Origin of the sequence: Streptomyces sp. R44, assembly GCF_041053105.1 — a bacterium.
Taxonomy (GTDB): domain Bacteria; phylum Actinomycetota; class Actinomycetes; order Streptomycetales; family Streptomycetaceae; genus Streptomyces.
This window is the reverse complement of sequence record NZ_CP163444.1, coordinates 4,027,016-4,052,356: the sequence shown is the minus strand read 5'-3', so window position 1 is coordinate 4,052,356 and position 25,341 is coordinate 4,027,016. Positions and strand designations below refer to the sequence as shown.

14 protein-coding genes and 1 tRNA gene are annotated in these 25,341 nt (G+C 75.2%); 12 read left to right on the top strand and 3 right to left on the bottom strand.

Annotated features, from left to right (window positions below):
- Window positions 1-61: 61 nt before the first annotated feature.
- The 11 genes from AB5J54_RS18615 (at window position 62) to AB5J54_RS18565 (ending at window position 22,767) form a co-directional block, all read left to right on the top strand.
- The gene (locus tag AB5J54_RS18615) at window positions 62-6,298 is read left to right on the top strand and encodes an amino acid adenylation domain-containing protein (protein ID WP_369145036.1); all 6,237 of its coding nucleotides are present in this window, start codon (window positions 62-64) and stop codon (window positions 6,296-6,298) included.
- Window positions 6,295-9,318 carry a type I polyketide synthase gene (locus tag AB5J54_RS18610; RefSeq protein WP_369145035.1) on the top strand — a complete coding sequence of 1,008 codons (3,024 nt, stop codon included), beginning with the start codon at window positions 6,295-6,297 and terminating at the stop codon, window positions 9,316-9,318. The genes AB5J54_RS18615 and AB5J54_RS18610 overlap by 4 nt, the downstream gene beginning before the upstream one ends.
- The gene (locus AB5J54_RS18605) at window positions 9,315-13,967 is read left to right on the top strand and encodes an amino acid adenylation domain-containing protein (RefSeq protein WP_369145034.1); all 4,653 of its coding nucleotides are present in this window, start codon (window positions 9,315-9,317) and stop codon (window positions 13,965-13,967) included. The genes AB5J54_RS18610 and AB5J54_RS18605 overlap by 4 nt, the downstream gene beginning before the upstream one ends.
- A 29-nt stretch (window positions 13,968-13,996) precedes the next feature.
- Window positions 13,997-14,896, top strand: coding sequence for a phytanoyl-CoA dioxygenase family protein (locus tag AB5J54_RS18600; protein ID WP_369145033.1), 900 nt, complete (start codon window positions 13,997-13,999; stop codon window positions 14,894-14,896).
- Window position 14,897: 1 nt separating this feature from the next.
- Window positions 14,898-16,241, top strand: a complete 1,344-nt coding sequence (locus AB5J54_RS18595) for a cytochrome P450 (protein ID WP_369145032.1) — start codon at window positions 14,898-14,900, stop codon at window positions 16,239-16,241.
- Window positions 16,238-18,121, top strand: a complete 1,884-nt coding sequence (locus tag AB5J54_RS18590; RefSeq protein WP_369145031.1) for an amino acid adenylation domain-containing protein — start codon at window positions 16,238-16,240, stop codon at window positions 18,119-18,121. Before AB5J54_RS18595 ends, AB5J54_RS18590 begins: the two co-directional genes overlap by 4 nt.
- The gene (locus tag AB5J54_RS18585; RefSeq protein WP_369145030.1) at window positions 18,118-18,846 is read left to right on the top strand and encodes a DUF6875 domain-containing protein; all 729 of its coding nucleotides are present in this window, start codon (window positions 18,118-18,120) and stop codon (window positions 18,844-18,846) included. The genes AB5J54_RS18590 and AB5J54_RS18585 overlap by 4 nt, the downstream gene beginning before the upstream one ends.
- A complete protein-coding gene (locus AB5J54_RS18580; protein WP_369145029.1) occupies window positions 18,843-19,037 on the top strand; it encodes an MbtH family protein in 195 nt (64 codons plus the stop codon). Before AB5J54_RS18585 ends, AB5J54_RS18580 begins: the two co-directional genes overlap by 4 nt.
- 61 nt (window positions 19,038-19,098) lie before the next feature.
- Entirely contained in the window at window positions 19,099-20,118 is a 1,020-nt protein-coding gene (locus tag AB5J54_RS18575; protein WP_369145028.1) for a methyltransferase, read from the top strand.
- Window positions 20,115-21,371 carry an ATP-grasp domain-containing protein gene (locus AB5J54_RS18570; protein ID WP_369145027.1) on the top strand — a complete coding sequence of 419 codons (1,257 nt, stop codon included), beginning with the start codon at window positions 20,115-20,117 and terminating at the stop codon, window positions 21,369-21,371. Before AB5J54_RS18575 ends, AB5J54_RS18570 begins: the two co-directional genes overlap by 4 nt.
- A gap of 79 nt (window positions 21,372-21,450) precedes the next feature.
- Entirely contained in the window at window positions 21,451-22,767 is a 1,317-nt protein-coding gene (locus tag AB5J54_RS18565) for an MFS transporter (protein WP_369145026.1), read from the top strand.
- A 210-nt stretch (window positions 22,768-22,977) separates the two neighbouring features.
- On the opposite strand, the gene AB5J54_RS18560 is transcribed toward AB5J54_RS18565, so the two are convergent.
- The 3 genes from AB5J54_RS18560 to AB5J54_RS18550 all read right to left on the bottom strand — a co-directional run bounded on the left by AB5J54_RS18560 (window position 22,978) and on the right by AB5J54_RS18550 (window position 24,783).
- Window positions 22,978-23,051 (bottom strand) — tRNA-Pro (locus tag AB5J54_RS18560).
- Window positions 23,052-23,089: 38 nt separating this feature from the next.
- Window positions 23,090-23,827: a Pr6Pr family membrane protein gene (locus tag AB5J54_RS18555; RefSeq protein ID WP_369145025.1), complete on the bottom strand. Its 738-nt coding sequence runs from the start codon at window positions 23,825-23,827 to the stop codon at window positions 23,090-23,092.
- A gap of 17 nt (window positions 23,828-23,844) precedes the next feature.
- Entirely contained in the window at window positions 23,845-24,783 is a 939-nt protein-coding gene (locus AB5J54_RS18550; protein ID WP_369145024.1) for a metallophosphoesterase, read from the bottom strand.
- A gap of 74 nt (window positions 24,784-24,857) precedes the next feature.
- Between AB5J54_RS18550 and AB5J54_RS18545 the strand changes: the two genes are divergently transcribed.
- On the top strand, window positions 24,858-25,322 hold the full coding sequence (locus tag AB5J54_RS18545; RefSeq protein ID WP_369145023.1) for a GatB/YqeY domain-containing protein: 465 nt from the start codon (window positions 24,858-24,860) through the stop codon (window positions 25,320-25,322).
- Window positions 25,323-25,341 lie beyond the last annotated feature (19 nt).

The following is a 25,341-nucleotide window of genomic DNA, read 5'->3' as shown; positions in this document are numbered from 1 at the left end:
CGCGGAGGCGGCTGAAGAAACGTTCGCGGAGATTCGATCGACGGACGGCAGGGGCGGATCCATGCGGCAGAGCACACCTCAGGAGGCGCTGTCCTCCTCCGAGTTCGGGATCTGGCTGGCGAGCCGCCGGCACCCGGAGGCGTACAACATCCACCGCGTCTGGGAGATCGAGGGCGACCTGGACGAGGAGGCCCTGCGGGCCGCCGTGGCCGAAGTGACCGGTCGCCACCGGGTCTTCGGTCGACGGCTGCGCGAGGACGGCGAGGGCCCGTTCTGGGCGGCGGGGGAGGCCGTGCCGGTCTGGTCGACGGCCGGCGAGGCGCCGGACGAGACCGCCTGGCGCGCCGAACAGGGCGCCCACCGCTTCGACCTCGCCGCCGAGTGCCCCGTACGGGCCGGGCTGCTGCGCCGGGGACCGCAGCGGTATCTGTTCTCCCTCCTGATCCACCACGTCGCCTGCGACGGGCTGTCCCTGGAGATCCTCCTCGCGGAGATCGCGGCGGCGTACGCCTGCCGGACGGCGGGCGGCCCCGCCCTGCCGCCGGCCGCGGACCCGCTGCCGCCGGCCCCGACGCCGTCGACGGGCTACTGGACGGAGCAGCTGGCCGAGGCCGAGTGGCCCGGGTCGCTGCCCCGCACCCCCGGACCGCGCACCCCCGAGGCCGAGACCACCCTGCTGCCGCTCACGGCCGCGGAGACCGAACTGCTCAGGACGGCGGCCCGGAGCCTGCGGGCCACCCCGCACATGCTCGGCCTCGCCGCGCTGTACGCCACCTTCGCCGCGCACGGCAGCCGGCGGGACGTCATGGTGGCCACGCCCTTCGCGGGCCGCACCCCCGACACCGCCGAGGCGGTCGGCTGCCTGGCCCGGGTGGTGCCGCTGCGCCAGCGCTGGGCGGCCGGTGACAGCGGCGCGGCCCTGGTCACCGCCGTCCGGCGGACCATGGCCAAGGCGCTGGGCCGTCTCGCCGAACCGATCCGGGAGGCCGCCGACCTGTTCAGCGCGGTCGAGCCCGGCGTCACCGTCGCCTTCCAGGCGCACGGCCCGCTGCCGGCGCCCGGACTCGCGGGCGTCGAGGTGCGGGCGCTGTCCGAGGACGGCGCCGGGACCGTACGCAACGACCTGGAGTTCGACCTCTCTCTGCGCCCCGACGGCGGCGAGCTCGCCCTGACCCGCCGGCTGGCCGGCGGCACCACGGCCGAGGCGGCCGCCCGGCTGCTCGCCGACTACCGCGCGACCCTGCTCCGGCTGGCCGGCGAGCCGGGCGCCCCGCTCCTCGGCTCCGGGCCGCTGACCGCGATCGAGTCCCCCACACTCGTGCGCGCCCGGCCCGCGGCGCAGGCCGTCCCGGTGATGGAACGGTTCGCCGAGCTCGTACGCGAGCACCCGGAGCGCACGGCTGTCAGCTGCCCCGCCGGGGACACCGGCTTCGCCGAACTGGACGCCCTGGTGAACGGCCTCGCGGCCCGGCTGGCCGAGCACGGAGTCGCACCGGGAGACACCGTCGGCATCCTCGCGGAGCGCGGGGTCGCCCTGGTCGCCGCCGTCCTCGCCGTCTGGCGCGCGGGCGGCTGCACGGTGCTGCTCGATCCGCTCCACCCCGAGGACCGGATCGCCTACGTACTGGCCGACAGCGGAGCCGGGATCGTGCTGCGCAGCCCCTCCCTGCGCGGGCGCGGCACGGGCACGGCCCGGGTCGTCGAGCTGCCCGAGGGGCGGGGGACGACCGCCCCCGGCGCGGACGCGTTCACCGCACCCGCCCCCGACGCGTCCCGGCCGGCCTACGTCGTCCACACCTCCGGCACCACCGGCCTCCCCAAGGGCGTGCTCGTCGACCACGCCTCGTACGCGGCCTTCACCGAGGTGTTCACGGCCGGCCGCGGCGCGGCCCGGTCCGGCCTGGTGAGCTCGGTCTCCTTCGACCTCTTCTACCTCCAGTTCCTCGCCCTCTTCACCGGCTCCTGCCTGGTGGTCGCCGACGAGGACACGTACCGCAATCCGCAGACGCTGGTGGACTGGGTCGAGAAGCAGGACCTCCGCTTCCTGGGCCTCACGCCCTCGCTGTTCGGCGCCATGCGGAACTTCGGCTTCGAGGACGTGCTGCGGCGCGGCGGGCTCACCCTGCTGCTCGGCGGCGAGGCCCTGGACGAGCCGACCTGGCAGCTGCTCCGGGAGCTCGGCGTCGACGGGGTCAACGCCTACGGGCCGACCGAGACCACCATCTGCGTCACGGTCTGCGCGTTCGGCGAGCGGGACACCCCGGGCATCGGCCGGCCGCTGGAAGGCGTCTCGGCGTACGTCCTCGGACCCGACCTGCTGCCGGTGCCGACCGGCGTGGCCGGCGAACTGTACGTGGCCGGACCGCAGGTGGCCCGCGGCTACCTCGGCTCGCCGGGAGTGACCGCCGACCGCTTCCTGCCCGACCCGTTCTCCGGCCTGCCGGGTGCGCGGATGTACCGCACCGGCGACCGGGTGCGGAGGGCGGAGGACGGCTGCCTCGTCTATCTGGAGCGCGCCGACCACCAGCTGAAGGTCCGCGGCCAGCGGGTCGACCCGGTGGAGGTCGAGAACGTGCTGCGCGATCTGCCCGGCGTCCGGGACGCGTACGTGGCGCGCCGGGCCCCCGGCACCTCCAACGGACTGCTCGCCTACGTGCTGCCCGACCGCGAAGGACCGTCCCTCGACCCGGCCGGGCTGCGGACGGCCTGCGCCCGGCGCCTGGCTCCCGCGGCCGTACCGGCCCACGTCCTCGTCCTCGACTCCTTCCCGCTGTCGCCCGGCGGCAAGCTCGACGAGCAGGCCCTGCCCGCCCCGTCCCCGGCGACCCCCGCGGCCGAGGCCGCGCAGGACGAGCTGACCCGGCTCTGGCAGGACACGGCGGGTGCGGCGGCGGCCTCGGACGACGAGGACTTCTTCGCCTGCGGCGGCAGCTCCCTGGACGCCGCCCGCCTCGTGGCCTCGGTCAACCAGGCGTACGGGGCCGAGATCGACCTCGCCGTGTTCTTCGCCGAGCCGACCCTGCGCGGCCTGCGGCACCAGCTGGAGACGAGCACGGGCGGTACGGAACCGGCCGACGGCCCCTCCCACGCGGGCGCGTCCTCCCCGGCCACCGGCCTCTCGCCGGCCCAGCGGCGGCTGTGGCTGATGCACCTGCTGGACCCGAAGAGCCCCGAGTTCACCGTCCACTGGGCCGTGCGCCTGCGCGGCGCACTGGACCGGGACCTGCTCGCGGAGGCATGGCGGGAGGTCGTCGACACCCACGGCGAGCTGCGGCTGCGCGTCCTTGACGGTGCCGGCGAACCCGGCCGGGCGGCCTGGGCGGCCGAGGAGTTCGCGCTCCGCACCCGGACGCTGCCCGAGGCCCGGCTCGACGACGAACTCCGCGCGGCGGCCCGGCAGGTCTTCGACATCTTCGGCGAACCGCTGGCCGCGCTCGAACTGATCTCCCTCTCCGACCGGCCGGACGAGCACGTCCTGCTGCTGACCGGTCATCACCTCGTCCTCGACCGCCGCTCGGTGGAGCTGATCACCGAGCAGCTGTACGCCCGTCTCGACGGCCGCCCGGTCGCGGCGCCCCGGCGCGCCCACCGGGACGTCCCGGCCCGGACCCCGGAACGGGCCGAGAGCACACGGGCGTTCTGGACCGCCGAGCTGGCGGAGGCCGCCGCGGCGCCCGGGATCGACCTGGGCGGGCCCGGCACCGAGGAGCACCCGGAACGGGTCGGCTCGGTACGGGCGGCCCTCACGCCGGCCGACTGGCAGCGGGCCCTGGAGACCGCGCGCGCCCACCGCACCACCCCGCTGGTCCTCGCCCTGGCCGCCTTCGCCCTCACCGCGGACCGCCACGGCGCCGCCGGCGAGGTCGTGGCCGGCACCACCATGGACGTCCGGCCGCCCGGATTCGAGGACGTGGTCGGGCTCTTCGTGAACCCGGTGCCGGTCCGGCTGCGGGTCGACCCCGAGCTGTCCGGCGGCGGGCTGCTCGGCCGGGCGCACGAGGCGCTGCTGCGCTCCCACGCCCACCGCGACATGCCCTTCGACGAGCTGATCCGGGAGCTCGGCCTGCGCGCCGAGCCCGGCCGGACCCCGCTCTTCCAGGCCCTCGTCGACCACGAGCCGGCCGCCCGGGCCACGGCCCCCGCCGGGCTCGGTGTGCGGCCGGTCGACATCCCGGCCGAGGTGGCCAAGTACGACCTGGAGATCGTGCTGCGGGAGACCGGCGGCACGGCGGGGAGCGGCTCGGCCGCCGAGGTCGAGATCGCCTTCCGGCACAGCCGGTACAGCGAGGCCCAGGCCGGCCGGCTCGCCGCCGCCCTCCGCGACACCCTGGTCCTGCTCACGCGCGAGCCGGACGCCCCGGCGCGGGTGCCGGTGGAGGACGGTGCCGTACTGCGCCGCCCGGCGCCGCTGCCGGAGACGTACACCCAGGTCGGCGGGCTGGTCGAGCGGATCGCCGACACGGACCCGGACCGCGCGGCCGTGGTCTGCGGCGAGGACCGGCTGAGCTACGGCCGGCTGCGCTCCGGCGCGCTCGCCGCGGTCGCCGCCCTCACCGGGGCCGGAGTCGCCCCGGGCGACCGGGTGGCCGTACTGGCCCCGCGCTCGACGGCCATGATCACCGCACTGCTCGGGGCCCATCTGGCCGGCGCGGTCGCCGTCCCGCTCGACGTGGACCACCCGGACGCCCGGCTGAGGGCGGCACTCGCGGACTGCGGCGCCACGGTGCTGCTCGGCACGGCGGAGACGGTGGCCCGGGGCCGGTCCCTGGGACTCACCGCCCTGGACCTGACCGCGCTGCCGGAACCGGCCGTCCCCCCGGCCCTCCCGCCCCGAGGGGAGCGGGACGCCGCCTACATGATCTTCACCTCGGGCAGTACGGGCCGCCCCAAGGGCGTCGTCGTCGAGCACGGCGGCCTCGCGGCCTCGACCGCGGCACGGCGCGCGGTCTACCCGGGCGAGCCGGTGTTCCTGCTGCTCTCCCCGCTGGCCTTCGACTCCTCCGTCGCCGGGATCTGGGGCACCCTCACGGCCGGCGGGCGGCTCGTCGTCGCCGGACCGGACGACGTCCGCGACCCCGCCCGGCTCATCGGTCTCATCGAACACCACGCCGTCACCGACCTGCTGTGCGTGCCCTCGCTGCACGGCGTGGTGCTCGGCGAGGCCCGGCGGGCCGGCGCCACGGCCGCCCTGCGCTCCCTGCGCCGGGCCGTGGTGGCCGGCGAGCCGCTCCCCGAGCAGGTGATGGACCTTCACTTCGCCCTTCTCCCCGGGGTGGAGCTGGTCAACGAGTACGGCCCGACCGAGGCGACCGTCTGGTCCAGCTACCGCCGCTACCGGGCGCCGGGTCCGATCGACATCGGCGGTCCGGTGCCGGGCTACTCCCTCTACGTACTGGACCACGCGCTGCGGCCGGTGCCGCCCGGTGTCCCCGGCGAGCTGTACGTCGGCGGGCCCGGCGTCGCCCGCGGCTACCTCGGCCGGCCGGCCGACACCGCCGCGGTCTTCCTGCCGGACCCCTTCGACGGGCGGCCCGGTGCGCGGATGTACCGCACCGGTGACCGCGTCCGGCCGACCGGGGACGGCGGCCTGGCCTTCCTCGGCCGGGCCGACGACCAGCTGAAGATCCGCGGCCACCGGATCCAGCCGGGCGAGATCGAGACCGTGCTGCGGGAGGCGCCCGGGGTCCGCGAGGCCGCCGTCGTGGCCCACGGACAGGGCCGGCTCGCCGCCTTCGTCACGGGCGCCGCCGACCCGGCCCGGGTCCGCCAGGAGGCCGTCGACCGGCTTCCCGCCGTGATGGTCCCCGGCGCGGTGCACGTGGTCGAGCGGCTGCCGCTCACCACCAACGGCAAGGTCGACCGCAGGCGGCTCGCCGAGGAGGCGGACCGCCGGGTACCCGCGGCCGCGCCCGGCACCCGGGTACGCCCCGAACACGCCGAGGTCGTCGAGGCCTGGCGGGAGGTGCTGGGCGTCGCGGACGTGCCCGTGGACGCCAACTTCTTCGACGCGGGCGGCCATTCGCTCCTGATGCCCCTGCTCCAGGACGCGCTGCACCGGCGTACGGGAGTCCGGGTGCCGATCCTCGACCTCTTCCGGCACAGCACCGTCGGCGACATGGCGTCCCGCCTGCGCCGGACCCCGACGGGGGCGACCTCCGGAGCCTCCGGAGCCTCCGGCGGGTCCTCCGCCGACGCGGCCGTGCCCCCCGCCCCCTCCCGCCGGGACGCCTCCCGGCAGATGCGCCTGCGCCGAGTCCGGCCCGAGGCGTCCAGAGAAGCCCAGGAAGGAAACCGATGAGCCGCGACCGTTCGCTGGACATCGCCGTCACCGGGATGGCCGGCCGATTCCCCGGCGCCCCGGACGTGGCCCGGCTGTGGGAGGCGATCGCCCAGGGCCGCACCCTGCTCCACCGGCTCACCCCGGAAGAGCTGGAGCAGTCCGGGATCCCGGCGGAACTCGCCGACGATCCGGCCTACGTGCCGGTGCACGGCCGCCTCGACGACGCCGACCGCTTCGACCACGCCTTCTTCGGCGTGAGCCCCCGCGAGGCCCGGCTGCTCGACCCGCAGCAGCGCCTGATGCTGGAGTGCGCCTGGTCCGCCCTCGAAGACGCCGGCCACCCGCTGCGCGCGCCGGACACCCGCCGTACCGCCGTCTACGCGGCCGCCAGCAGCAGCGAGCACCTGCGGGCGCTGCTGGCCGGCGGCGAGCTCGACGACCCCGAGTTCGACGAGGCGATCGTCGCCAACGAGCGGGACTTCCTCGCCACCAGGATCGCCTACAAGCTCGGCCTCACCGGCCCCGCCATGGCCGTACTGACGGCCTGTTCGTCCTCGCTGGTCGCCGTGCACCTCGCCATGCAGGCGCTGAACAACGGCGAGTGCGACCAGGCGCTCGTGGTCGCCGCCTCCGCCAACGCCCCCCAGGCCGGCCATGTCCACATCCCCGGCGGCATCCTCTCCGCCTCCGGCGTCTGCCGCCCCTTCGACGCGGACTCCGACGGCGCGGTCGGCGGCTCGGGCGTGGTCGGGATCGTGCTGCGCCGCTTCCAGGACGCCGTCGACGAGGCCGCCCCGATGCACGGCGTCCTCCTCGGCTCGGCCGTGAACAACGACGGCGCGGCCAAGCCCGGCTTCTCCGCCCCCGCGGCGGCGGGCCAGGAGCGTGTGATCCGGGAGGCCCTCGCGGCCGCCGACATCGACGCCTCCTCGCTCGGGTACCTGGAGACGCACGGCACCGGGACCCGTGTCGGCGACCCGATCGAGTGGTCCGCCGCCTCGGCCGTCCTGGAAGAGCTCGGGGCCGCCCCCGGCCAGGTCCGGGTGGGCGCCGTCAAGGGCACCATCGGACACCTCGACGCCGCCGCCGGGCTCGCCGGTCTGGTGAAGGCCCTCCTGGTGGTCGGCCGCGGCACCGTCCCCCCGCTCGCGAACTTCACCGGCCCCAACCCGCTCCTCGATCTGGACGGTTCACCGCTGGCGCTGCCGTCGGCGGCCGGCCCGTGGGAGGGCCCCGAGCCCCGCCGAGCGGCCGTGAGCTCCTTCGGCATCGGCGGCACCAACGCGCACGTCCTGGTGGAACAGCCGCCCGCGCAGCCGTCCGCCCAGCCGCCCGCGCAGCCGTCCGCCCAGCCGCCCGCGCAGCCGTCCGACACCGCCGAGGACCTGTCGCCGGCCGCCGAAGCACCCGGAGCGGCCCGGCTGGTCGTGCTGTCGGCCGCCGATCCGGCCGCGCTGCGGCGGGCGAAGGCGCGGCTCGCGGACCACCTGGACGCCGTCCCCGAGACGGTCGCCGACGTGGCCCGCACCCTCGCGCGGCGGGCCCCGCTCCCGTACCGCGGCACCGTCGTCGCCTCGACCGCCGCCGAACTCGCCGCCGGCCTGCGCGCGGCGGCCCCGGAAGCGGTGGCCGCCGAGCCGGTACCGGCTCCGCTGGTCTTCCTGCTGCCCGGCCAGGGCACCCAGACACCGGGCATGGCGCAGCCCTTCACCCGGGCGCTGCCCGGCTTCGCCGACGCCCTGGACGCCTGTCTGCGGGCCTTCGAGCCCCCGCTCGCCGCCGAGCTGGCCGAGGCGCTGCACGACGAGACCTTCCCCGCCGAGCGCCTTGAGGCCACCCGGCTCGCCCAGCCGGCCCTGTTCGCCGTGGAGTACGCGGCCGCCACCGCCCTCATCGGGCTCGGCCTGCGGCCCTCGGCGCTGATCGGGCACAGCCTCGGCGAACTGACCGCCGCCTGCCTCGCCGGCTCCCTCGACCTGCCCACCGCGGCCCGTCTTGTGGAGCACCGGGGCCGGCTGATGCAGGACTGCGAACCGGGCGCGATGCTCGCCGTGACCTGCTCGGCGGCGGAGGCCGAGCGGCTGCTCGCCGAGTCCGGCGCGGGCCTGGAGATCGCGGCCGTCAACACCGCCACGGACACCGTCCTCACCGGGCCCTTCGCGGAGATCGACGCCTTCACGGCATGGCTCGGCGACCGGCACCGCAGCCGCCGGCTGCGCACCAGCCACGCCTTCCACTCGGCGCTGATGGACCCGGCCGCCGCCGGACTGCGGGAGGTGCTGGCCGGGATCCGGCCCGCGCCCGCCGAAGTGCCCTGGGCGGGCAACACCGACGGGGCGCTCGTCCCGGCCGGCGAGGTCGTGACCGCCGAGCGGTTCGCGGAGCAGCTGCGCCGGCCGGTCCGCTTCGCCGACGGGATCGCCACGCTGACGGCCGCGTTCCCCGGCGCGCTCGCGGTGGAGGTCGGTCCCGGACGGGTGCTGTCCGCGCTCGCCGAGGCCGCGGGCCTCGACGCCACGCCGCTCTGCCGGGAGGTGTCCGCCGAAGGTGCGGACCGCTCGGTGTCCGCCGCCCTCGGCCGCCTCTGGGCCGCGGGCCAGCCGGTGGCCGTGGAGCGGCTGGCGGGCCCGGGCAGGGCCCGCCACCTGCCGGCGTACCCCTTCGAGGGGCCGCGCTGGCCCCTGCCCCGCCGGCGCGTCACCGCCGTGGCGGACCCGGCTCCGGCTCCGGAGAAGCCCCTCGCCGGGGCGGAGGAGCACCTCGCGCCCGAGGAGGAGACGCGCGGTCCGGTGGAGCTGGTCCACGAGCTGTGGTCCGAGCAGCTGGGCCTCGACGGGATACGGGACGGGGCGGACTTCTTCGAGCTGGGCGGGGACTCGCTGACCGTGACCCGCCTCGCCCGCCGGATGGGCCAGGTGTTCGGAGTGGACGTGCCGGTGCGCGACCTGCTGGCCGTCCGGACGGTCGACGGTCATGTCGCGCTGGTCGAGGACCTGTTGATCCAGCAGCTGGTAGCCGAGGCCGAGGGGGCCCTGTGAACACCGCACGTCTCGACCGACTGACCCCCGAGCAGCGGGCCGAACTCGAACGCCGGCTGGGCGGCCGCAGGACCGCACCGTCCCGGGACCGGGACCGAGACCGAGACCGGGACCGAGACCAGGACCAGGACCGGGACCGGGCCGGGGCCTGGGCCCCGGCTCCGGACGGCCACGCGGGCAGCCATCCGCTCTCCGACACCCAGTACCGCCTCTGGCTCGCCGAGCAGGCCCACGGCCCCTCGGCCGCCTTCACCGTGCCGGTGGCCCTGCGCATCGAGGGCCCGCTGGACACCGCACGCCTCCGGTCCTGCCTCGACCTGCTCGCCGTCCGCCATCTGGCGCTGCGCGCCAGGATCGTCCAGGAGGCCGGGACCCCCCGGCAGCGCTTCGACCTGCCCGCGCGGATCCCGCTGGAGGAGCGGACGCTCGACGGCGGCGAGGCCGCCCTCGACCGCGCCCTGCGGGACGAGGCCGCGCGCTCCTTCTCGCTGCTGCGGCCACCGCATCTGCGCGCGCTGCTGCTGCACACCGGCCCGGACACCGCGGTCCTCGTCCTGACGCTGCATCACGCCTTCTGCGACGGCTGGTCGCTGGAGGTCCTCATCCGGGAACTCTTCGAGGCGTACGGGGCACCCGGCGCGCCCGCCCTGCCCGCCGCGCCGACCGCGCAGCACCTCGACTACGCCCGGTGGGAGCACTCCGCCGAGGGCCGCGACCGGCTGGCCCGGAACGGCGCCTACTGGGCGGACCGCCACGACGGACCGGCGGACCCGCCGGAACTCCCCTTCGCGGGAGGACCGCGGCACGACGGCACGTCCTCGGGCGACCGAAACGACGGCGCCGAACGGGCCTCGGTCTTCGTGCCGCCCGCCGGCCTGGACGCACGGGTCGCCGAGCTGGCCCGGCGGGCCGGGGCGACGACGCACGCCGTCTGGCTCGCCGCCTTCGCGGCGACCTGGCACCTGGCCACCGGCGCCCGGGCCGTCCCGATCGGGGTGCCCGCGGCCAACCGCGCCGAGGCCCGCTGGGACGGCGCAGTCGGGGCCTTCGTGGCCACGCTGCCGCTGGTGCTGGAGGTCCATCCCGCCGAGAGCTTCACCGACCTGGTGCGCCGGGCGACCGAGGCGCTCCTCGACGGCTCCGGACACGCGGTGGTGCCGCTCGACGGCCCGGCGCTTCCCGCGCCCGCCGCCATGTTCGTCCTCACCGGGGAGGGCTCCCGCCGTGAGATGCCCGGCGGTCTCACCGTCGAGACCCTGCCGATCCGCGTCCGAGGGACGCAGAACGAGCTCACCGTCCAGCTGGTGGAGCGGCCCGACGGAGTGTCCGGCGTGCTCACCGCCGCCCCCGGCCGCTACGGTGCCGCGGACCTCGACCGGCTGGGCGACGCCTATCTGCGCTGCCTGGACACGCTGCTCGCCGACCCCGCCGCCCCGCTGGCCGCCGCCGACCTGCTGGACGAGGAGACGCGGACGCTGCTCGCCGCCTCGGCCGAGGAGCCGGCCGCGCCCTCCTTCGGCCTGCCCTACGAGGCGTTCCGCCACTGGGTGGAGCGGACCCCGGAGGCCTTCGCCACCTCGGACGACCTCGCTCCCGGCACCGATGCTTCCGGTACCGATGCTTCCGGTGCCGATGTGTTCGGTGCCGATGTGTTCGGTACTGATCGCGCCGACGTCACGGCCCGGACCCGGCGGCTCGGCTACCGCGAACTCGCCGACCGGGTGGAGTCCCTCGCCGTCGGCCTGCACGAGGCCGGGGTACGGTCCGGCAGCGCCGTCGCGGTCTGCCTCCCCAGGTCCAGCGACTACCTGGCGGTCACCCTCGCGGTCTGGCACCTCGGAGGCTGGACCGTCCCGCTGAACGTGAAGGACCCGCGGGACCGGCTGCGCACCCTGCTGACCGGCGCGGGAGCCGCCTTCCTGGTGCGGCGCGCCGACGCGCCCGCCGTGGAGCTGCCCGGGGTGGCCGAACTCGCCGTCGGGGAACTCGCCCGCACCGGCCGCCCCGCGCCGCCGCCGGCCGCCCTCCGCCCGGCCGATCTCGCGTACGCGGTCTTCACCTCGGGCACGACCGGCACGCCCAAGTGCGTCACCGTGCCGCAGGGGGCGCTCGCCAACGAGCTCGCCTGGCGGCGCGCCGCCATCGGCCTGGACGGGCGGGACCGTGTCCTGCAGACCATCCCGCTCGCCTTCGACCCGGCGTTCTGGCAGTGCTTCGGCCCGCTGGCGGCCGGCGCGGGAGTGGTCTTCCCCGGCACGGACCCGGACGCCACCCCCGGTGCGGTGGTGGACCTGGCGCTCGCCCACGGCGCCACCGTGGTCGACCTGGTCCCCTCGCTGCTCGCGGCGCTGGACGACGAGGACCTGCGGCGGCTGCCGGCCCGGGTGGTGTTCTGCGGCGGCGAGCCGCTCCCGGCCGCGCAGGCCGAGCGCTACCGCAGGCTGGGCTCCGGGACCCTGTACAACCAGTACGGCCCCTCCGAGACCTGCATCGACGCCACGTCCCACCGGTACGGCGAGGGGCCGGCGGCCGACGGCACCGTGCCGATCGGCCGGCCGATCGGCGGCGTCCGGCTGCACGTCCTCGACCCCGCGCTGCGCCGCCTGCCGGTCGGCGTGCCCGGCGAGCTGTACATCGGCGGACTCGGTGTGGCCCGGGGCTACGCGGGCCGTCCCGCGGAGACCGCCGCCCGCTTCCTGCCGGACCCGGCGGGCCCGCCCGGCGCGCGGATGTACCGCACCGGGGACCGGGCCCGCTGGAACCCGGACGGCACCCTCCAGTTCCTCGGCCGGGCCGACAACCAGGTGAAGATCCGCGGCCACCGGGTGGAGCTGGAGGAGGTGGACCGGGCCCTGCTCGCGGTGCCCGGTGTGCGGGAGGCCGCGGTCGTCGTGGTGGGCGAGCGGTTCCGCCGACTGGTCGGCTTCCTCGCCGGAGAGCCGGACCTGGACCCGCAGTCCGTCCGGGAGCGGCTCGCCGCCGCCCTGCCCGCGTACATGGTCCCGGCCGAACTGCGCGTCCTGGCCGGGCTGCCGACCACCGCCAACGGCAAGGCCGACCGGCGCTCGCTCACGGAGCTGGCCGCGGGCCGCCCCGAGGGCCGGCCGGCCGCCGCCCGAGCGGACGACCCCGTGCTCGCCGCGGTCCTGGACGCCTTCGCCGCCGTCCTCGAACTGCCTTCCGCCGCCCCCGACGACGACCTCTACGACCTGGGCGGGGCCTCGCTCGGCGCCGCGAGGATCGCCGCCGAACTGACCACGCGCCTCGGCACCGAGGTCCCGGTCCGCCTCGTCCTCGGCAACCCCCGCGCGGCCGACCTGGCCACGGCCCTCGGCGCCCGAGGCGCGACCGGCCCCGGCCTCGCCGTACCGGCGACGGACGGAGAGCGGTCGGAGGACGGAGAGCCCCTCGGCGACGAGGTCCCCGGGCCCGAGCAGCGGCACGTACTGGCACTGGAGCGGCTGCTCGGCCGTCCCTCCCCGCCGGTCCCGGTCCTGCTCGACCTCCCGGCCGACCCCGGTCCCGAGCGGGTGGCGGACGCCGTCCGCCGTCTCGTCGAACGACACGACGCGCTCCGCCCGCTGCCCGGCGCGACCGCCCCCGACGACTGGCGGCCCTGTGTCACGGAGGAGCTGCCGGGCGGGCCCGAACTGCTCGACTGGCCCGCCGAACTGATCGAGCGTCGGCTGCCCCACGGCCACCCCGGCCTGCAGGCCGTTCTGCTGCGCGGGGCCGCCGGGACGACACGGCTGCTGCTGCTCCTGGCCAGGAACCGGGCCGACGGGCCCTCGGCGGGCGTGCTCGCCGAGGAGCTGTCCCTGCTGCTCGCCGGGCGGGAACCGGCCGGTCCCGCGCCGAGCTACCGGCAGCACCTCCGGGAGCGCGCCCTCCGCCGGGAGCGCGACCGCGCGGAGCTGGAGCGGTACTGGACGCAGACCCTGGCGGCGCTGCCCGGCGACCCCTTCGCCGCTCTGCGGACGAGCGGCCGCGGGTTCCGCAACGCGGGCGTCCGCATGAGCCTGCCGGCCGAGCTGGACGCCCGTCTGCGGGCCCGCTGCACCGAGCTCGGGACGGCCCCGGCCGCCCCCTTCCTGGCCGCCCTCGGCGGTCTCGTCGCCCGGATCGCCGGGGCCGACAGGGTGGTCGTGGGCACACCGGTCGGGCACCGGTCCGGCACCGCCGAGGCCGGCCTGGTCGGCCGGGCGGTGGACATGCTTCCGGTGGTCCTCTCCGCCGGGGGCGACCCGGCGGACGCCCACCGGGCCCTGCTCACCGCGCTCGGCGGCTCCGACCTGCCGCTGGAGCGGATCGCCGAGCTGGTGGACCCGGTCGACCCGGCCGTGCGCCCGCCGGTCTGCGCGGCGGCCCTGCTCACGCACGACTACGACGGCGTCCCGGAGAGCACACCCGCTCCGACGCCCGACGACACGGCACCCGCTGCGGCCTCCGGCGACCCGGCACCCGCTCCGACGCCCGGCCACGCTGTGCCCGAGCACTGGTCCGACCTCGACCTGGTGCTCCACGTGGAGCCCGGACCCGACGGCACCAGGGGGCTGCTGCTCTCCGGCGACACACGGCTCTTCGACCCCACCGCCCTGCGCACCGCACTGGCCGAGCTCACCGAGGCCCTCGGCCGCTGGGCCGCCTGAAACCGACACCACTTCCACGAGGAGAAGACATGAACGAGGAAGAGAAGTACCGCTTCGACCTGAACGGCTACCTCGTCCTGGAGGGCGTGCTGGACGCCGACGAGCTCGCCGCGCTGAACTCCGCCCTGGACGGCCACGGCCTCTGGGAGGGCGAGAACAAGCACGACTTCGGGCTGCTCAAGCAGTACAACCCCTTCATCGCCAACGCCGGTCCCCTCCACACGACGGACCGCCCGGTCCGCGACCTGCTCGCGCACCCCAAGGTGCTGCCGTACCTGGAGGAGCTCCTCGGCGCCGACCTGCGCTACGACGAGGGCCAGGTCCTCTTCTCCCGCAAGGGCGCCGGCGCGCTCGTCCTGCACAACGGCAACACCCCCTGGGAGTACCCGCCGCTGAGCTACCAGGTCCGCGACGGCCAGATCTACGCCGGCCACCTGATCGTGGCCTTCTGCCTCACCGACGCCCTCGCCGACCAGGGCGGCTTCGCCGTCGTGCCGGGCAGCCACAAGTCGCACTTCCCGATGCCCGACGAGTACGCCGCCTGGGAGAAGACCGGCGACTTCGTCAGCCGGGTGCCGGTGAAGGCCGGTTCCGTGGTGCTCTTCGCGGACACCGCGACCCACGGCAGCTGGCCCTGGGAGGCCGACTTCGAGCGGCGCGTGGTCTTCTGCCGCTACACCGCCGGGATGGTCCAGCACACCTCGCCGGCCCCCGTGCCCGAGGACGTCGACTCCGACGACTGGACGCCGGTCGAGCGCCGGCTGCTCCGCCCGCCGTTCGCCTGGCACCAGGAGAACGACGGCGGCTTCAAGGAGCGCCAGCGGACCTCGGTGCGGACCGAGGAGGGCTGGGTCATGAGCGAGTACGCCCAGCAGATCATCCCGGCGGCCGGGGACGCCGCCGAGACCACCGCAGGGGAGCGTGGCTGAGATGGCGACCGTCACCGACAGCCCCGTCGACCTCGACGGGTTCAACCAGGGGATGCGCAGCGACCCGCTCGGCACCCTGACCCGGATACGCGCCGAAGGAACGGTCTGCGTCATCCCGTACGACGAGGGCGAGGGCAAGGGCGAACAGCGCATCCTCATCACCACCGAGCCCGCGCTGGCCAATGCCGCCCTGGTGCACGGCCTGCGCACCCACCGGGAGCTGCTGCGCCAGCTGGTCGGCAGCGGCCTGTTCGTGGCCGCCACCGGTGACCGGTGGCGCCGCCGCCGGAACCTGCTCCGCCCGATGTTCACGCCCCGCGCGGTCGCCGCCGGCCACGGCGTCGTCCTGCGCGCCGCCGAGGACTTCGTCCGGCGCGAGCTGCTGGGCGGCACCGGGCAGCTGATGGACCTCGCGACGACCATGCAGCGGCTCAGCGTCCAGGTGATCCTGCGCTCGGTCGACCCGGCGCTCGACGGACCCGAACTCCTGGAGCTCACCGAGGCCCTCCAGGAGGCCGTGGAGTACCTGGACCACCGGCTGTTCCTCCCGGACACCGTCGACGAGGGCGACTACGAGGCCTTCCTCAAGCGCCGCGAGGTGCTGGAGACCTTCATCGCCGGGCGGGCCGGACAGTTCGGCTGCCCCGCCTCCGAGCCCGGCGTGCTGGCCGAGATCGTCGCCGCCCTCGGCGAGGAGGCCGCCGCCGGCGAGGACCCCCACCAGGTGCTCCGCGAGGAGCTGCTCTCGGTCTTCGTGGCGGGCGTCGAGACCATGGGCACCCTGCTGACCTGGATCTTCCACAATCTGGCGCACTCCCCGGAGGCGCTGAGCCGGAGCCTGGCGGAGGTCCGCGCCGAGGACCTCGACGCGCTGGCCGCGCTGCCCTCGGCCCCGAACGGGTCGCTGCCCTATCTGCGGGCCGTGGTCGAGGAGTCGCTGCGGCTCACCCCGCCGGCCTGGGCCCTGGTCCGCACCATCGAGGAGCCGCTGGAGGCCGCCGGGATCGAGCTGGTCCCGGGCGACGTGGTGCTCGCCGCCACCTACGTCATGCACCACGATCCCGAACTCTGGGAGGCCCCCGAGGAGTTCCGTCCGGAGCGCTTCCTCGGCGACCGTCCGCCGGCCCAGCAGTACCTGCCCTTCGGTGCGGGCCCCCACCAGTGCCTGGGTCGCCAGTACTCGCTCCTGGAAGCGCAGTTGGTCGCCGCCACCGTGCTCCGGCACGGCCTGTTCGGGCTCCTCGACCCGGAGCCCGTGACCACGCTCCGCCCCCACATCGCCCTCGCCCCCGACCCGAACCCCCAGGCCGTCTTCACCGCCCACGGACAGGAGCACACCCGATGACCAGCCCGACCGGCCGACGCGTCGAGGACGCGTTCGCCGCCGTCGCGGAACGGCAGCCGGACCACACCGCGATCGTGGACGGGGACGGCGCGTACACCTACGGCGAGCTGCTGACCCGCGCCCGTGCCGCGGCCGCGGAGCTCGGCGCGCTCGGTGTGCGGCCCGGCGACGCCGTGCTGCTCACCGGCCACGGCGGCCGGTCCGCCGTACTGGGCATGCTGGCCGTCCTGTTCGCCGGCGCCCACTACGTACCGGTGGACCCGTCCTTCCCCGCCGAGCGCACCGCGCTGATGGCACGGCTCTCCGGCGCGGTGCTCCAGCTGAGCGCCGACGAGCGGACCCCGGCGGTACCGGGTCTCACCACCCGCGCCGTCGACGAGCTCGGCCGCGGCGAGGGCCGCGGCGAGGGCCAAGGCGAGGGCCGCGGCGAGGGCCACGGCCGACTGCCCGCTCCGGCGGCCGGCCCCGACGACCTCGCCTACGTGATGTTCACCTCGGGGACCACCGGTGAGCCCAAGCCGGTGGGCGTGACCCACCGCGGCGTCACCGGCCTCGCCCTCGGTGCCGGGCCCCTGCGGCTCGGCCCGGAGGACGGCACCCTGCTGCACTCCACCCTGGCCTTCGACGCCTCCACCTTCGAGATCTGGAACGCCCTCCTCGCCGGCGCCCGGGTGGTCGCCGTACCGCGGGCCCGGCTCGCGCTGCACGAGCTCGCCGCGCAGCTCGCCCGCCCCGAGGTCACCACGGCCTGGCTGACCGCCGCGGTCTTCCATCTGATGGCACGCCATCACCCGGAGGCGCTCGGCACCCTGCGCCGGCTGACCGTCGGCGGAGACGTCGTCCTCCCCGACGTGGCCGACGCCTTCGCCGCCGCCCACCCCGGGACGACGCTCCTCAACGGCTACGGGCCCACCGAGAACACCACCTTCAGCACGCTGGGCCCGGTCACCGGACGCGACCGCGCGGAGTCCGCGACGCTGCCGATCGGGTACGCCTACCCCGGAACCCTCTGCTACGTCCTGGACGAGCGGCTGGACGCCGTGACGGGCGACTCGTCCGGCGAGCTGTTCGTCGGCGGCGACCGGCTGGCCCGCGGCTACCTCGACCGCCCGGCCGCCACCGCCGAGCGCTTCCTGCCCGACCCCTTCGCCGCGACCCCCGGCGCCCGCATGTACCGCACGGGCGACCGCGCCCGGCTGCTGCCCAGCGGCGCCCTGGAGTTCCTGGGCCGGACGGACGACGAGGTGAAGGTCCGCGGCTTCCGGGTGGACCTCGCCGAGGCGCAGGCCGTGCTGGCCGCCGACCCGGAGGTCGCCGACGTGGCCGTGCTGGCCGAGCGGACCGGGGAAGGCGCGACCCTGCTCGCCTTCGTCACGCCGGCCGGGCTCGACACCGCGGCCCTGCGCGAGCGGGCCTGCCTGCGCGTACCGCGCCATCTGGTGGCGGAGCGGATCCTCGCCGTCGACGCCCTCCCGCTGGGCCCGACGGGAAAGGTGGACCGCGAGGCCCTGCGCCGACTGGCGGAGCCGACCGCCCGCCCCGAGCAGCGGACCTCGGACGGGCCGCAGACCTCGCCCGATCCGCAGACCTCTCCCGAGCCGCAGGTCCCCGCCGGGCTCGCGACCGCACCGGAGCCCGCCCTCACCACGCCCCTTCCCGCGCTGGCGGAGCTCTGGCAGCGGCACACCGGGATCGTGCCCGGACCCGACTCCGACTTCTTCGCCGACGGCGGCAGCTCGCTCGACCTGATGCGCCTGGTCGAGGACGTCCGCACCGGAATCGGAGTGGAGCTGGACTTCGCCGAGGTCTACGCCCTGGAGTCGTACGGAGAGCTGGCCGGTCTCGTCGAGGACCTGCTCGGCACGGAGGCCGCCGCGTGAGCACGACGACCGCCCCCGCCACGGCCACCCGCAGAGTGCCGGCCGAGCGCCGCCGCCTCCACATCCGCACCGAGCCCGCCGGCCACGTCTTCGCCGCGGACCTCGCCGTCGTCGACGCCTGGCTGCGCGACTACGTGGGCGGCTCGCACGAACAGCTCGGCAGGACCGGCCCGGTCTGCCCGTTCGTCCCGCCGGCCCTCAACGACCAGGCCGTGCAGTTCCACTTCCGCTACGACGTCGACGGCTCCACCACGACGGGCATCACCGAGGCGCTCACCGAGGAACTCGTCGACTTCGCCCTGACGATGGAACCGCAGCCCAAGTCCGGCGCCTCGCTGGAATGCCGGCTCGTCGTCATGCCGCACACCGGCCCGGACGGCTGGCAGCGCCTCGACGACGCCTACGAGTCGCTGAAGAACCTCGCCGTGGAGGCCGGCCTGATGATCGGCCAGTTCCACCCGAACTGCGACGAACGGGCCGTGCGCAACACCGGCTTCCGGGTCTCGGTGGCCCCGATCGGCCTTCTCGCGATGCGCCGGATGGCCCCGCACGACGTGCTCTTCCTGACCGGCCGCCGGGACTGGTTCGAGAAGTACGACACCACCTTCCGCTCCCACTACGAGCGCGGCAGGGTCCGCGACCCCCTGCTGCGCGAGCTCTACCAGGCCGCCGTGGACCGGTACGAGCTGCCCGCCCTCACCCTCGACGAAGGAGCCACCCGATGAATCCCTTCCAGGACCTCTTCCACGTCGTCGTCAACGACGAGGAGCAGTACTCGATCTGGCCCACCCACCACGAGGTCCCGCTCGGCTGGCGCACCAGCGGCGCCGCGGCCAGCCGCGAGAACTGCCTGCTGCGGATCGAGGACGAGTGGACGGACATGACCCCCAAATCGCTCCGCACCGCCCGGTCCTGACCCCCCGCACACCCGAACCGAGACCGGTGCCGGGAACCGACGCACAGAGAGGAACGCACACATGGACGCCGGCGAAGCCCGCTCCGGGCTCCTGGAGATGATCGGTGGCTACCGGGCCACCGCCCTCGTGACCACCGCCGCCCGGCTGGGCCTGGCCGATCTCCTCGCGGAGGGGCCCGTCGCGCTCGGCCCGCTGGCCGAACGGACCGGGACCCGGCCCGACCGGCTGCTCCAGATCCTCCGGGCGCTCGTCGCGGTCGGCCTGCTGGAGAGCCACCCCGACGGCACGTTCGGGACGACCCCGCTCGCCGAGCCCCTGCGCAGCGACGCGGAGGACTCGCTGCACAGCGCCGCCATCTACTTCGGCGCGGTGAGCGCCCCCTCGTTCGACTCGCTGCACGACCTCCTCCGTACGGACGGCAGCGGCTTCCAGGACCGCCACGGGACCGACTTCTACGGCTTCCTCGACTCCCACCCCGAACTGGCGGCCCACTACAACACCATCATCGCCGTCGACGGCCTCGGCGACGCGCTGGCCGAGGCGTACGACTTCACCACGGCCGGCTCGGTCGCGGACATCGGCGGCGGCAACGGCACCACCCTCGCCGAGCTCCTCCTCGCCCGCCCGCACCTGGAGGGCACCCTCCAGGAGATCCCGCACGTGATCGAGGAGGCCCGCCGGCGGCTCGACGACCCCGCCCTGGAGGGCCGGGCCCGCACGACGACCGGATCCTTCCTCGACGGCATCGTCCCGGGCGCGGACCGCTACCTCCTGGTCCGGGTGCTGCCCAACTGGAACGACGAGGACGCCCTGCGGATCCTGCGCCACTGCGCCGCCGCGATGACCCCGGAGGCCCGGCTGCTCATCGTCGACGCCGACATGCCGGAGCGCGTCACGGCCGGCTCCTTCGCCCCGATCGGCGACCTGCACGCCCTCGTCCACTTCGGCGGCAAGCTGCGCAGCCGCTCGGAGCTGACCGTGCTGCTGTCGGCCGCCGGGCTGAGGTTCTCGGACACGGACACGATCCCCGTCCCGGGCCGGCCCCAGTGGTCGCTGTCCGAGGTGGAAGTGGCCCGATGACGGAACAGCCGCTGCCCCGCGTCGCCGTCGTGTACGCCGACGGCTCGGTCGGACCGGGCACGGTCCTGGCCGACGCCAAGGGCCTGTGCGAGGTGTTCTTCGTGTGCGACACGGCCAAGCCGGGCGTCGCACCGCTGCTCCGCGGACTGCGCCGGCGCGCCACGGTCTGCGACATCACCGGCCTCGGCCCGGACGAGGCCGCCGCCGCGGTGCGCGCGGAAGCGCCCGAGGCCATCGTGACCTTCAGCGAGTACTGCCTCGGCCTGACCTCGGAACTCGCGGAACGGCTCGGCCTCCCGTACCACGGCGCCGAGACCACGAGGCTGCTCACCGACAAGCTGGCACAGCGCGCGGCGCTGGCCGCCGCGGGCGTGGACGCCACCGGATGCCGGCTGGCAGACTCCCCCGAGCGGGTGCTGGAGGCGGCCGCGGAGCTGGGCTACCCGGTCGTGGTCAAGCCCCGGACGGGCGCCGGCAGCCGGAACACCGTCCGGCTGGACTCGGCCGAGCAGGCCGCCCGCGAACTGCCCGCCGTGATGTCGGGCGACGTCGGCCAGGACCGGGTGTTCGTCGTCGAGGAGTGCCTCGTCGGGGACCCCTCGGCCGCCGGCGAAGGGTGGGGCGACTACGTGTCCGTGGAGGGCCTGGTGTACCGGGGGGAGGTGCTGGCCTCCTGTGTGTCGGGCAAGCTGCCGCTGGCCGAGCCGTTCCGCGAGACCGGCTTCTTCCTCCCCTCCACGCTGCCCCCGGCGCTGGCGGACGAGGTGAAGGAGCTGGCCGCGGCCGCCGTGCGGGCGCTCGGCATCCGGGACTCGGTGACCCACACCGAAGTGAAACTGACCCCGTCCGGCCCCCGGATCATCGAGGTCAACGGCCGCGTCGGCGGACACGTGGTGGATCTCCTCCCCAGGGCCTCGCAGGACAGCCTGGTGCGTTTCGCGCTCGACCTCGCACTCGGCCGACGGCCCGCCGCGCCCTCCTTCGACTTCTCCGGGGTCACCTTCGAATGGGTGCTCCTCCCGCCCGTCGAGGCACGCGAACTGACGGCCCTCGACGGCGTGGACGAGGTGAGAGCCCTCGACGGGATCACCGCCGTCGACGTCCTCGCCCGGCCGGGCCAGGCGGTCGACTGGCGGATCGGCAACCAGATGCTCGGGCTCGTGCACGGCCACGCGCCCGACCACACCGGTCTGCGTCACCTCGTGGACCGGGTGGCACGCACCTTCGTCGCGGGCTACCGGACCGGGGTCTGACGACGAACAGGGGCCGGCCGCACCGGCCGGCCCCCCACACCGACGGTGCGCCGGGCGTGCCGCGAAAGAAAGGCAAGTGATGCTGGATCAGCTGCGGCAGCCGCTGCGTTCCCGGCGATTCCGATTGGTCTGGGCGGGCGAGGGCATCTCCATCCTCGGCGACCTGAGCTTCGAGGTCGCCTTCATCTGGCTGGTGCTCCAGGAGACCGGCTCGGCGGCGACGCTGGCGGGCGTCGTACTGGCCCAGGCCATCCCGCGGGGCGTCCTGATGCTGATCGGCGGGGCGATGACCGACCGCCTGTCCCCCCGCACCGTCATGCTGGCGACCCATCTGTCGCGGGGCACCGCCGTGGTGGCCCTCGGCCTGGCGAGTGTCTTCGACGGCGTGCAGACCTGGCAGTTCTACGCGATCGCCGTCGTGATGGGCACCGCGGAGGCGTTCTTCTGGCCCGCCAGCGACAGCATCGTGCCCTCCCTCGTGGAGAAGGAGGACCTGGCCCGCGCCAACGCGCTGACCGGCTTCAACGAGCAGGGCGCCCGGCTGCTCGGCCCGGTCCTCGGCGGCGCCCTGGTCGCGTCGGCGGGTGCCACCACGGCGATCTTCTTCAACGCCGCGACCTTCTTCCTGGCGGCACTGAGCCTGCGCGCGGTCCCGGCCCGGCCCGCGGACCCGGAGGCGGCGTCGCCGTCGATCGCGCAGATCCGCTCGGAGATCGTCTCGGGCCTGCGCTACGCCCGCCGGAGCCGCGAGGTGCGCTCCATCCTGCTGCTCATCTCGGCGGCCGCGCTCAGCTACAGCGGTCTGTTCTCGGTCGGCCTCCCCGCCCTCTCGAAGAGCTTCTCGGAGAGCGCGCTCACGCTGGGTCTGCTCATCTCCTCCTGGGGTCTCGGCCAGCTCGCCGGCACGATCGCCGCGGCGGTCACCGGTCTGCCCCGCCGCTGGGGCCTGCTGATCATCGGCATGACCCTGTGCGAGGGCCTGGCCTTCGCGACCCTGGGCTTCCTGCCCACCCCGTGGGCGGCGGCCACCCTCCTCGCGGTGCTCGGCGTCGGCGTCGCCTACTCCAGCGACGTGGCGCTGCCGACGTACATCCAGACCCGGACGCCGGCCGACTTCCTCGGCCGGATCAACAGCATCATGAGCCTCCCGAGGGTCGTCCTGGAGCCGGTCTCCTTCGCCCTCATGGGCCTGCTGGTCACGGTCGGCGTCCGCTGGGGCTTCCTCATGGCCGCCCTGCCGATGCTCCTGGTCGGCATCACGATGGCGCTGAGCAAGGACGCCCGCAGCCTGAGCACGCAGGCCGTCCCCGAGTCGGACGACACCCCGGCCGACGACACCGGGAAGGTCCCCGCCCCGGCCGGTGACACCGACACCGCCCCCACCCCGGCGGCCTGAACCGGCGCCGTTCCCCCCACGTCTCGGGGCCACCTCCCGCCGCCCACGGCCGAGGAGGTGGCCCCGACGCACGCACCGAAAGCCCCCGGGGGGCTTCTGAAGGTCCCAGGGAGCTTCCGTAGATCCCCGGGAGGCTTCCGTAGGTCCCCGGAAACGCCTCAGGGGCCCGACCCGCTTTCGCGGATCAGGCCCCTGAGGGTCTTGCGGCTGTCGGGGTGGCGGGATTTGAACCCACGACCTCTTCGTCCCGAACGAAGCGCGCTGCCAAGCTGCGCTACACCCCGATGTCGCTGCTTTGTTCTTCACGTCGCGGCGACATCGATTACTTTAGCCCACGCGCGCGCTCAGACGAAATCCGGTATTCGGGGGACCGCGGCGCAGGTCGGATGCGGTCCAGGCCGACGATCGCGAGACCGAGGACGTAGAAGGCCGCGCCGAGGACGACGGCGTTGGTGAGGACACCGGCGTAGCCGTGGACCGTCACGTCGAGGAACGGGTACGTGTAGCGGGTCGGCGCGTCGGGGGAGATCAGCTCGCCGCGGATCAGGGCGAAGGCGAAGTAGAGGCCCGGCGCCGCCGGCCACTGGGCCGCGTGCCGCCACCGGAGGGCCCCGGGCGCCGTGAGCAGCAGGAAGTCGAGGGCCGTGCCGATCGGGGTCACGGTGTGCAGCAGCTGGTTGGCGACGGCCTTCGCGCCGGTGAGCCGGGCGATCTCGGCGGCCTGGTTGAACTCGCTCGCCTCGTTGTCGAGGACCAGGTGGAAGACGAGGCCGACGACCGCGATGCAGAGCAGCGCCCCGCCGGTCCACACGGCCGGCAGCGGCGGGCGGCGGGTCCAGGCGCGGACGGCGCCCAGGCCGAGGACGACGGCGACCAGGATGTTGGTCCAGATGGTGAAGAAGCTCAGGACGACGAGCACGTCCCCGTAGACGCACTCGATGACGATCCCCGTCGCCGCGCACAGGGCGATCAGGCCCCGGAAGGCCGCCGCCCAGGGGCGGCGGTGGGCGGGAGGTATGACGGCGGAGGCCGGCACGGCCGCGGTGTGGGGCGTGAGCATGCCCCCACCGTAAGTGCTCAGCGGCGCGCCGTCAGGGTGAGCAGGGTGGCCTCCGGCGGGCAGGCGAAGCGGACCGGGGTGTACCGGTTGGTGCCGCAGCCCGCCGAGACGTGCAGATAGGAGGTCCGGTCGGCGACCGTGTGCGTGGAGAGCCCCTTGACCCGGTCCGTGTCGAGGTCGCAGTTGGTGACGAGCGCCCCGTAGAAGGGGACGCACAGCTGCCCGCCGTGGGTGTGGCCGGCGAGGATCAGCTCGTAGCCGTCGGCCGTGAAGGAGTCGAGCGAGCGCAGGTACGGGGCGTGGACGACGCCCACCGTGAAGTCGGCCGAGGCGTCGGGGCCGCCGGCGACCCGCTCGTACCGGTCCCGCTTGATGTGCGGGTCGTCCAGGCCGGTGAAGGCGAGGTCGGCCTGCGGGAGCTTGAGGCTGCCGCGGGTGTTGGTGAGGTTCACCCAGCCCGCCGCGTCGAAGGCGTCCCGGATCCCCTCCCAGGGGTTGTGCACGGCCCCGACGACGGGCTTGTTGCCGTTGAGCCCGTACCGGCCCTGGGCCCTCTCCATGAGGTAGCGGGCCGGGTTCTTCATCCGGGGCCCGTAGTAGTCGTTGGAGCCGAAGACGTACACCCCGGGGAACTCCATCAACGGCCCGAGCGCGTCGAGGAGCTCCGGGACGGCCTCGGTGTCGGAGAGGTTGTCGCCGGTGTTGACGACGAAGTCGGGACGGAGGCCCGCGAGCGACTGGAGCCAGACGCGCTTCTTGCGCTGGCCGCTCACCATGTGGATGTCGGAGACCTGAAGGACCCGCAGGTCGCGCATGCCGGGCGGGAGGACGGGGATGGTCACCCGGCGGAGCCGGAAGGAGCGGGCCTCGAAGCCTGCCGCGTAGACGAGTCCGGCCGCAGCCGTCGCCGTGAGGCCTGCCGTGATCTTCAGGGGGATCCCGTACCGTGCGCGCATCCCCCCATCGTCGCAGACCCGCTGAGCCGAAATGCGCGGGCGGTACGGGTGGCGCACCTGCCACACTTGACCCCATGACCACGCTCAAGGCGAAGCTCCAGGACGACCTCAACGCCGCGATCCGGGAGCGCGACGAACTGCGCTCCTCGACCCTGCGGCTCACCATCACCGCGATCACGAAGGAGGAGGTCGCGGGCACGACGAAGCGCGAACTCTCCGACGACGAGGTGCAGAAGGTGATCGCGAAGGAGGCGAAGAAGCGACGCGAGGCCGCGGACGCCTTCGCCAAGGGCGGTCGCCCCGAGTCCGCCGAGCGCGAGAAGGCCGAGGGCCTCCTCCTCGACGCCTACCTGCCGAAGCAGCTCAGCGACGAGGAGCTCGACTCCATCGTCGCGGCGGCCGTCGAGGAGGCGAAGGCCGCGGGCGCCGAGGGGCCGCGTGCCATGGGCGCCGTCATGAAGATCGTGAACCCGAAGGTGGCGGGCCAGGCCGAGGGCGGCCGCGTCGCCGCCGCCGTGAAGAAGCTGCTCGCGGGCTGATCGGCTCGCCGGACACGAG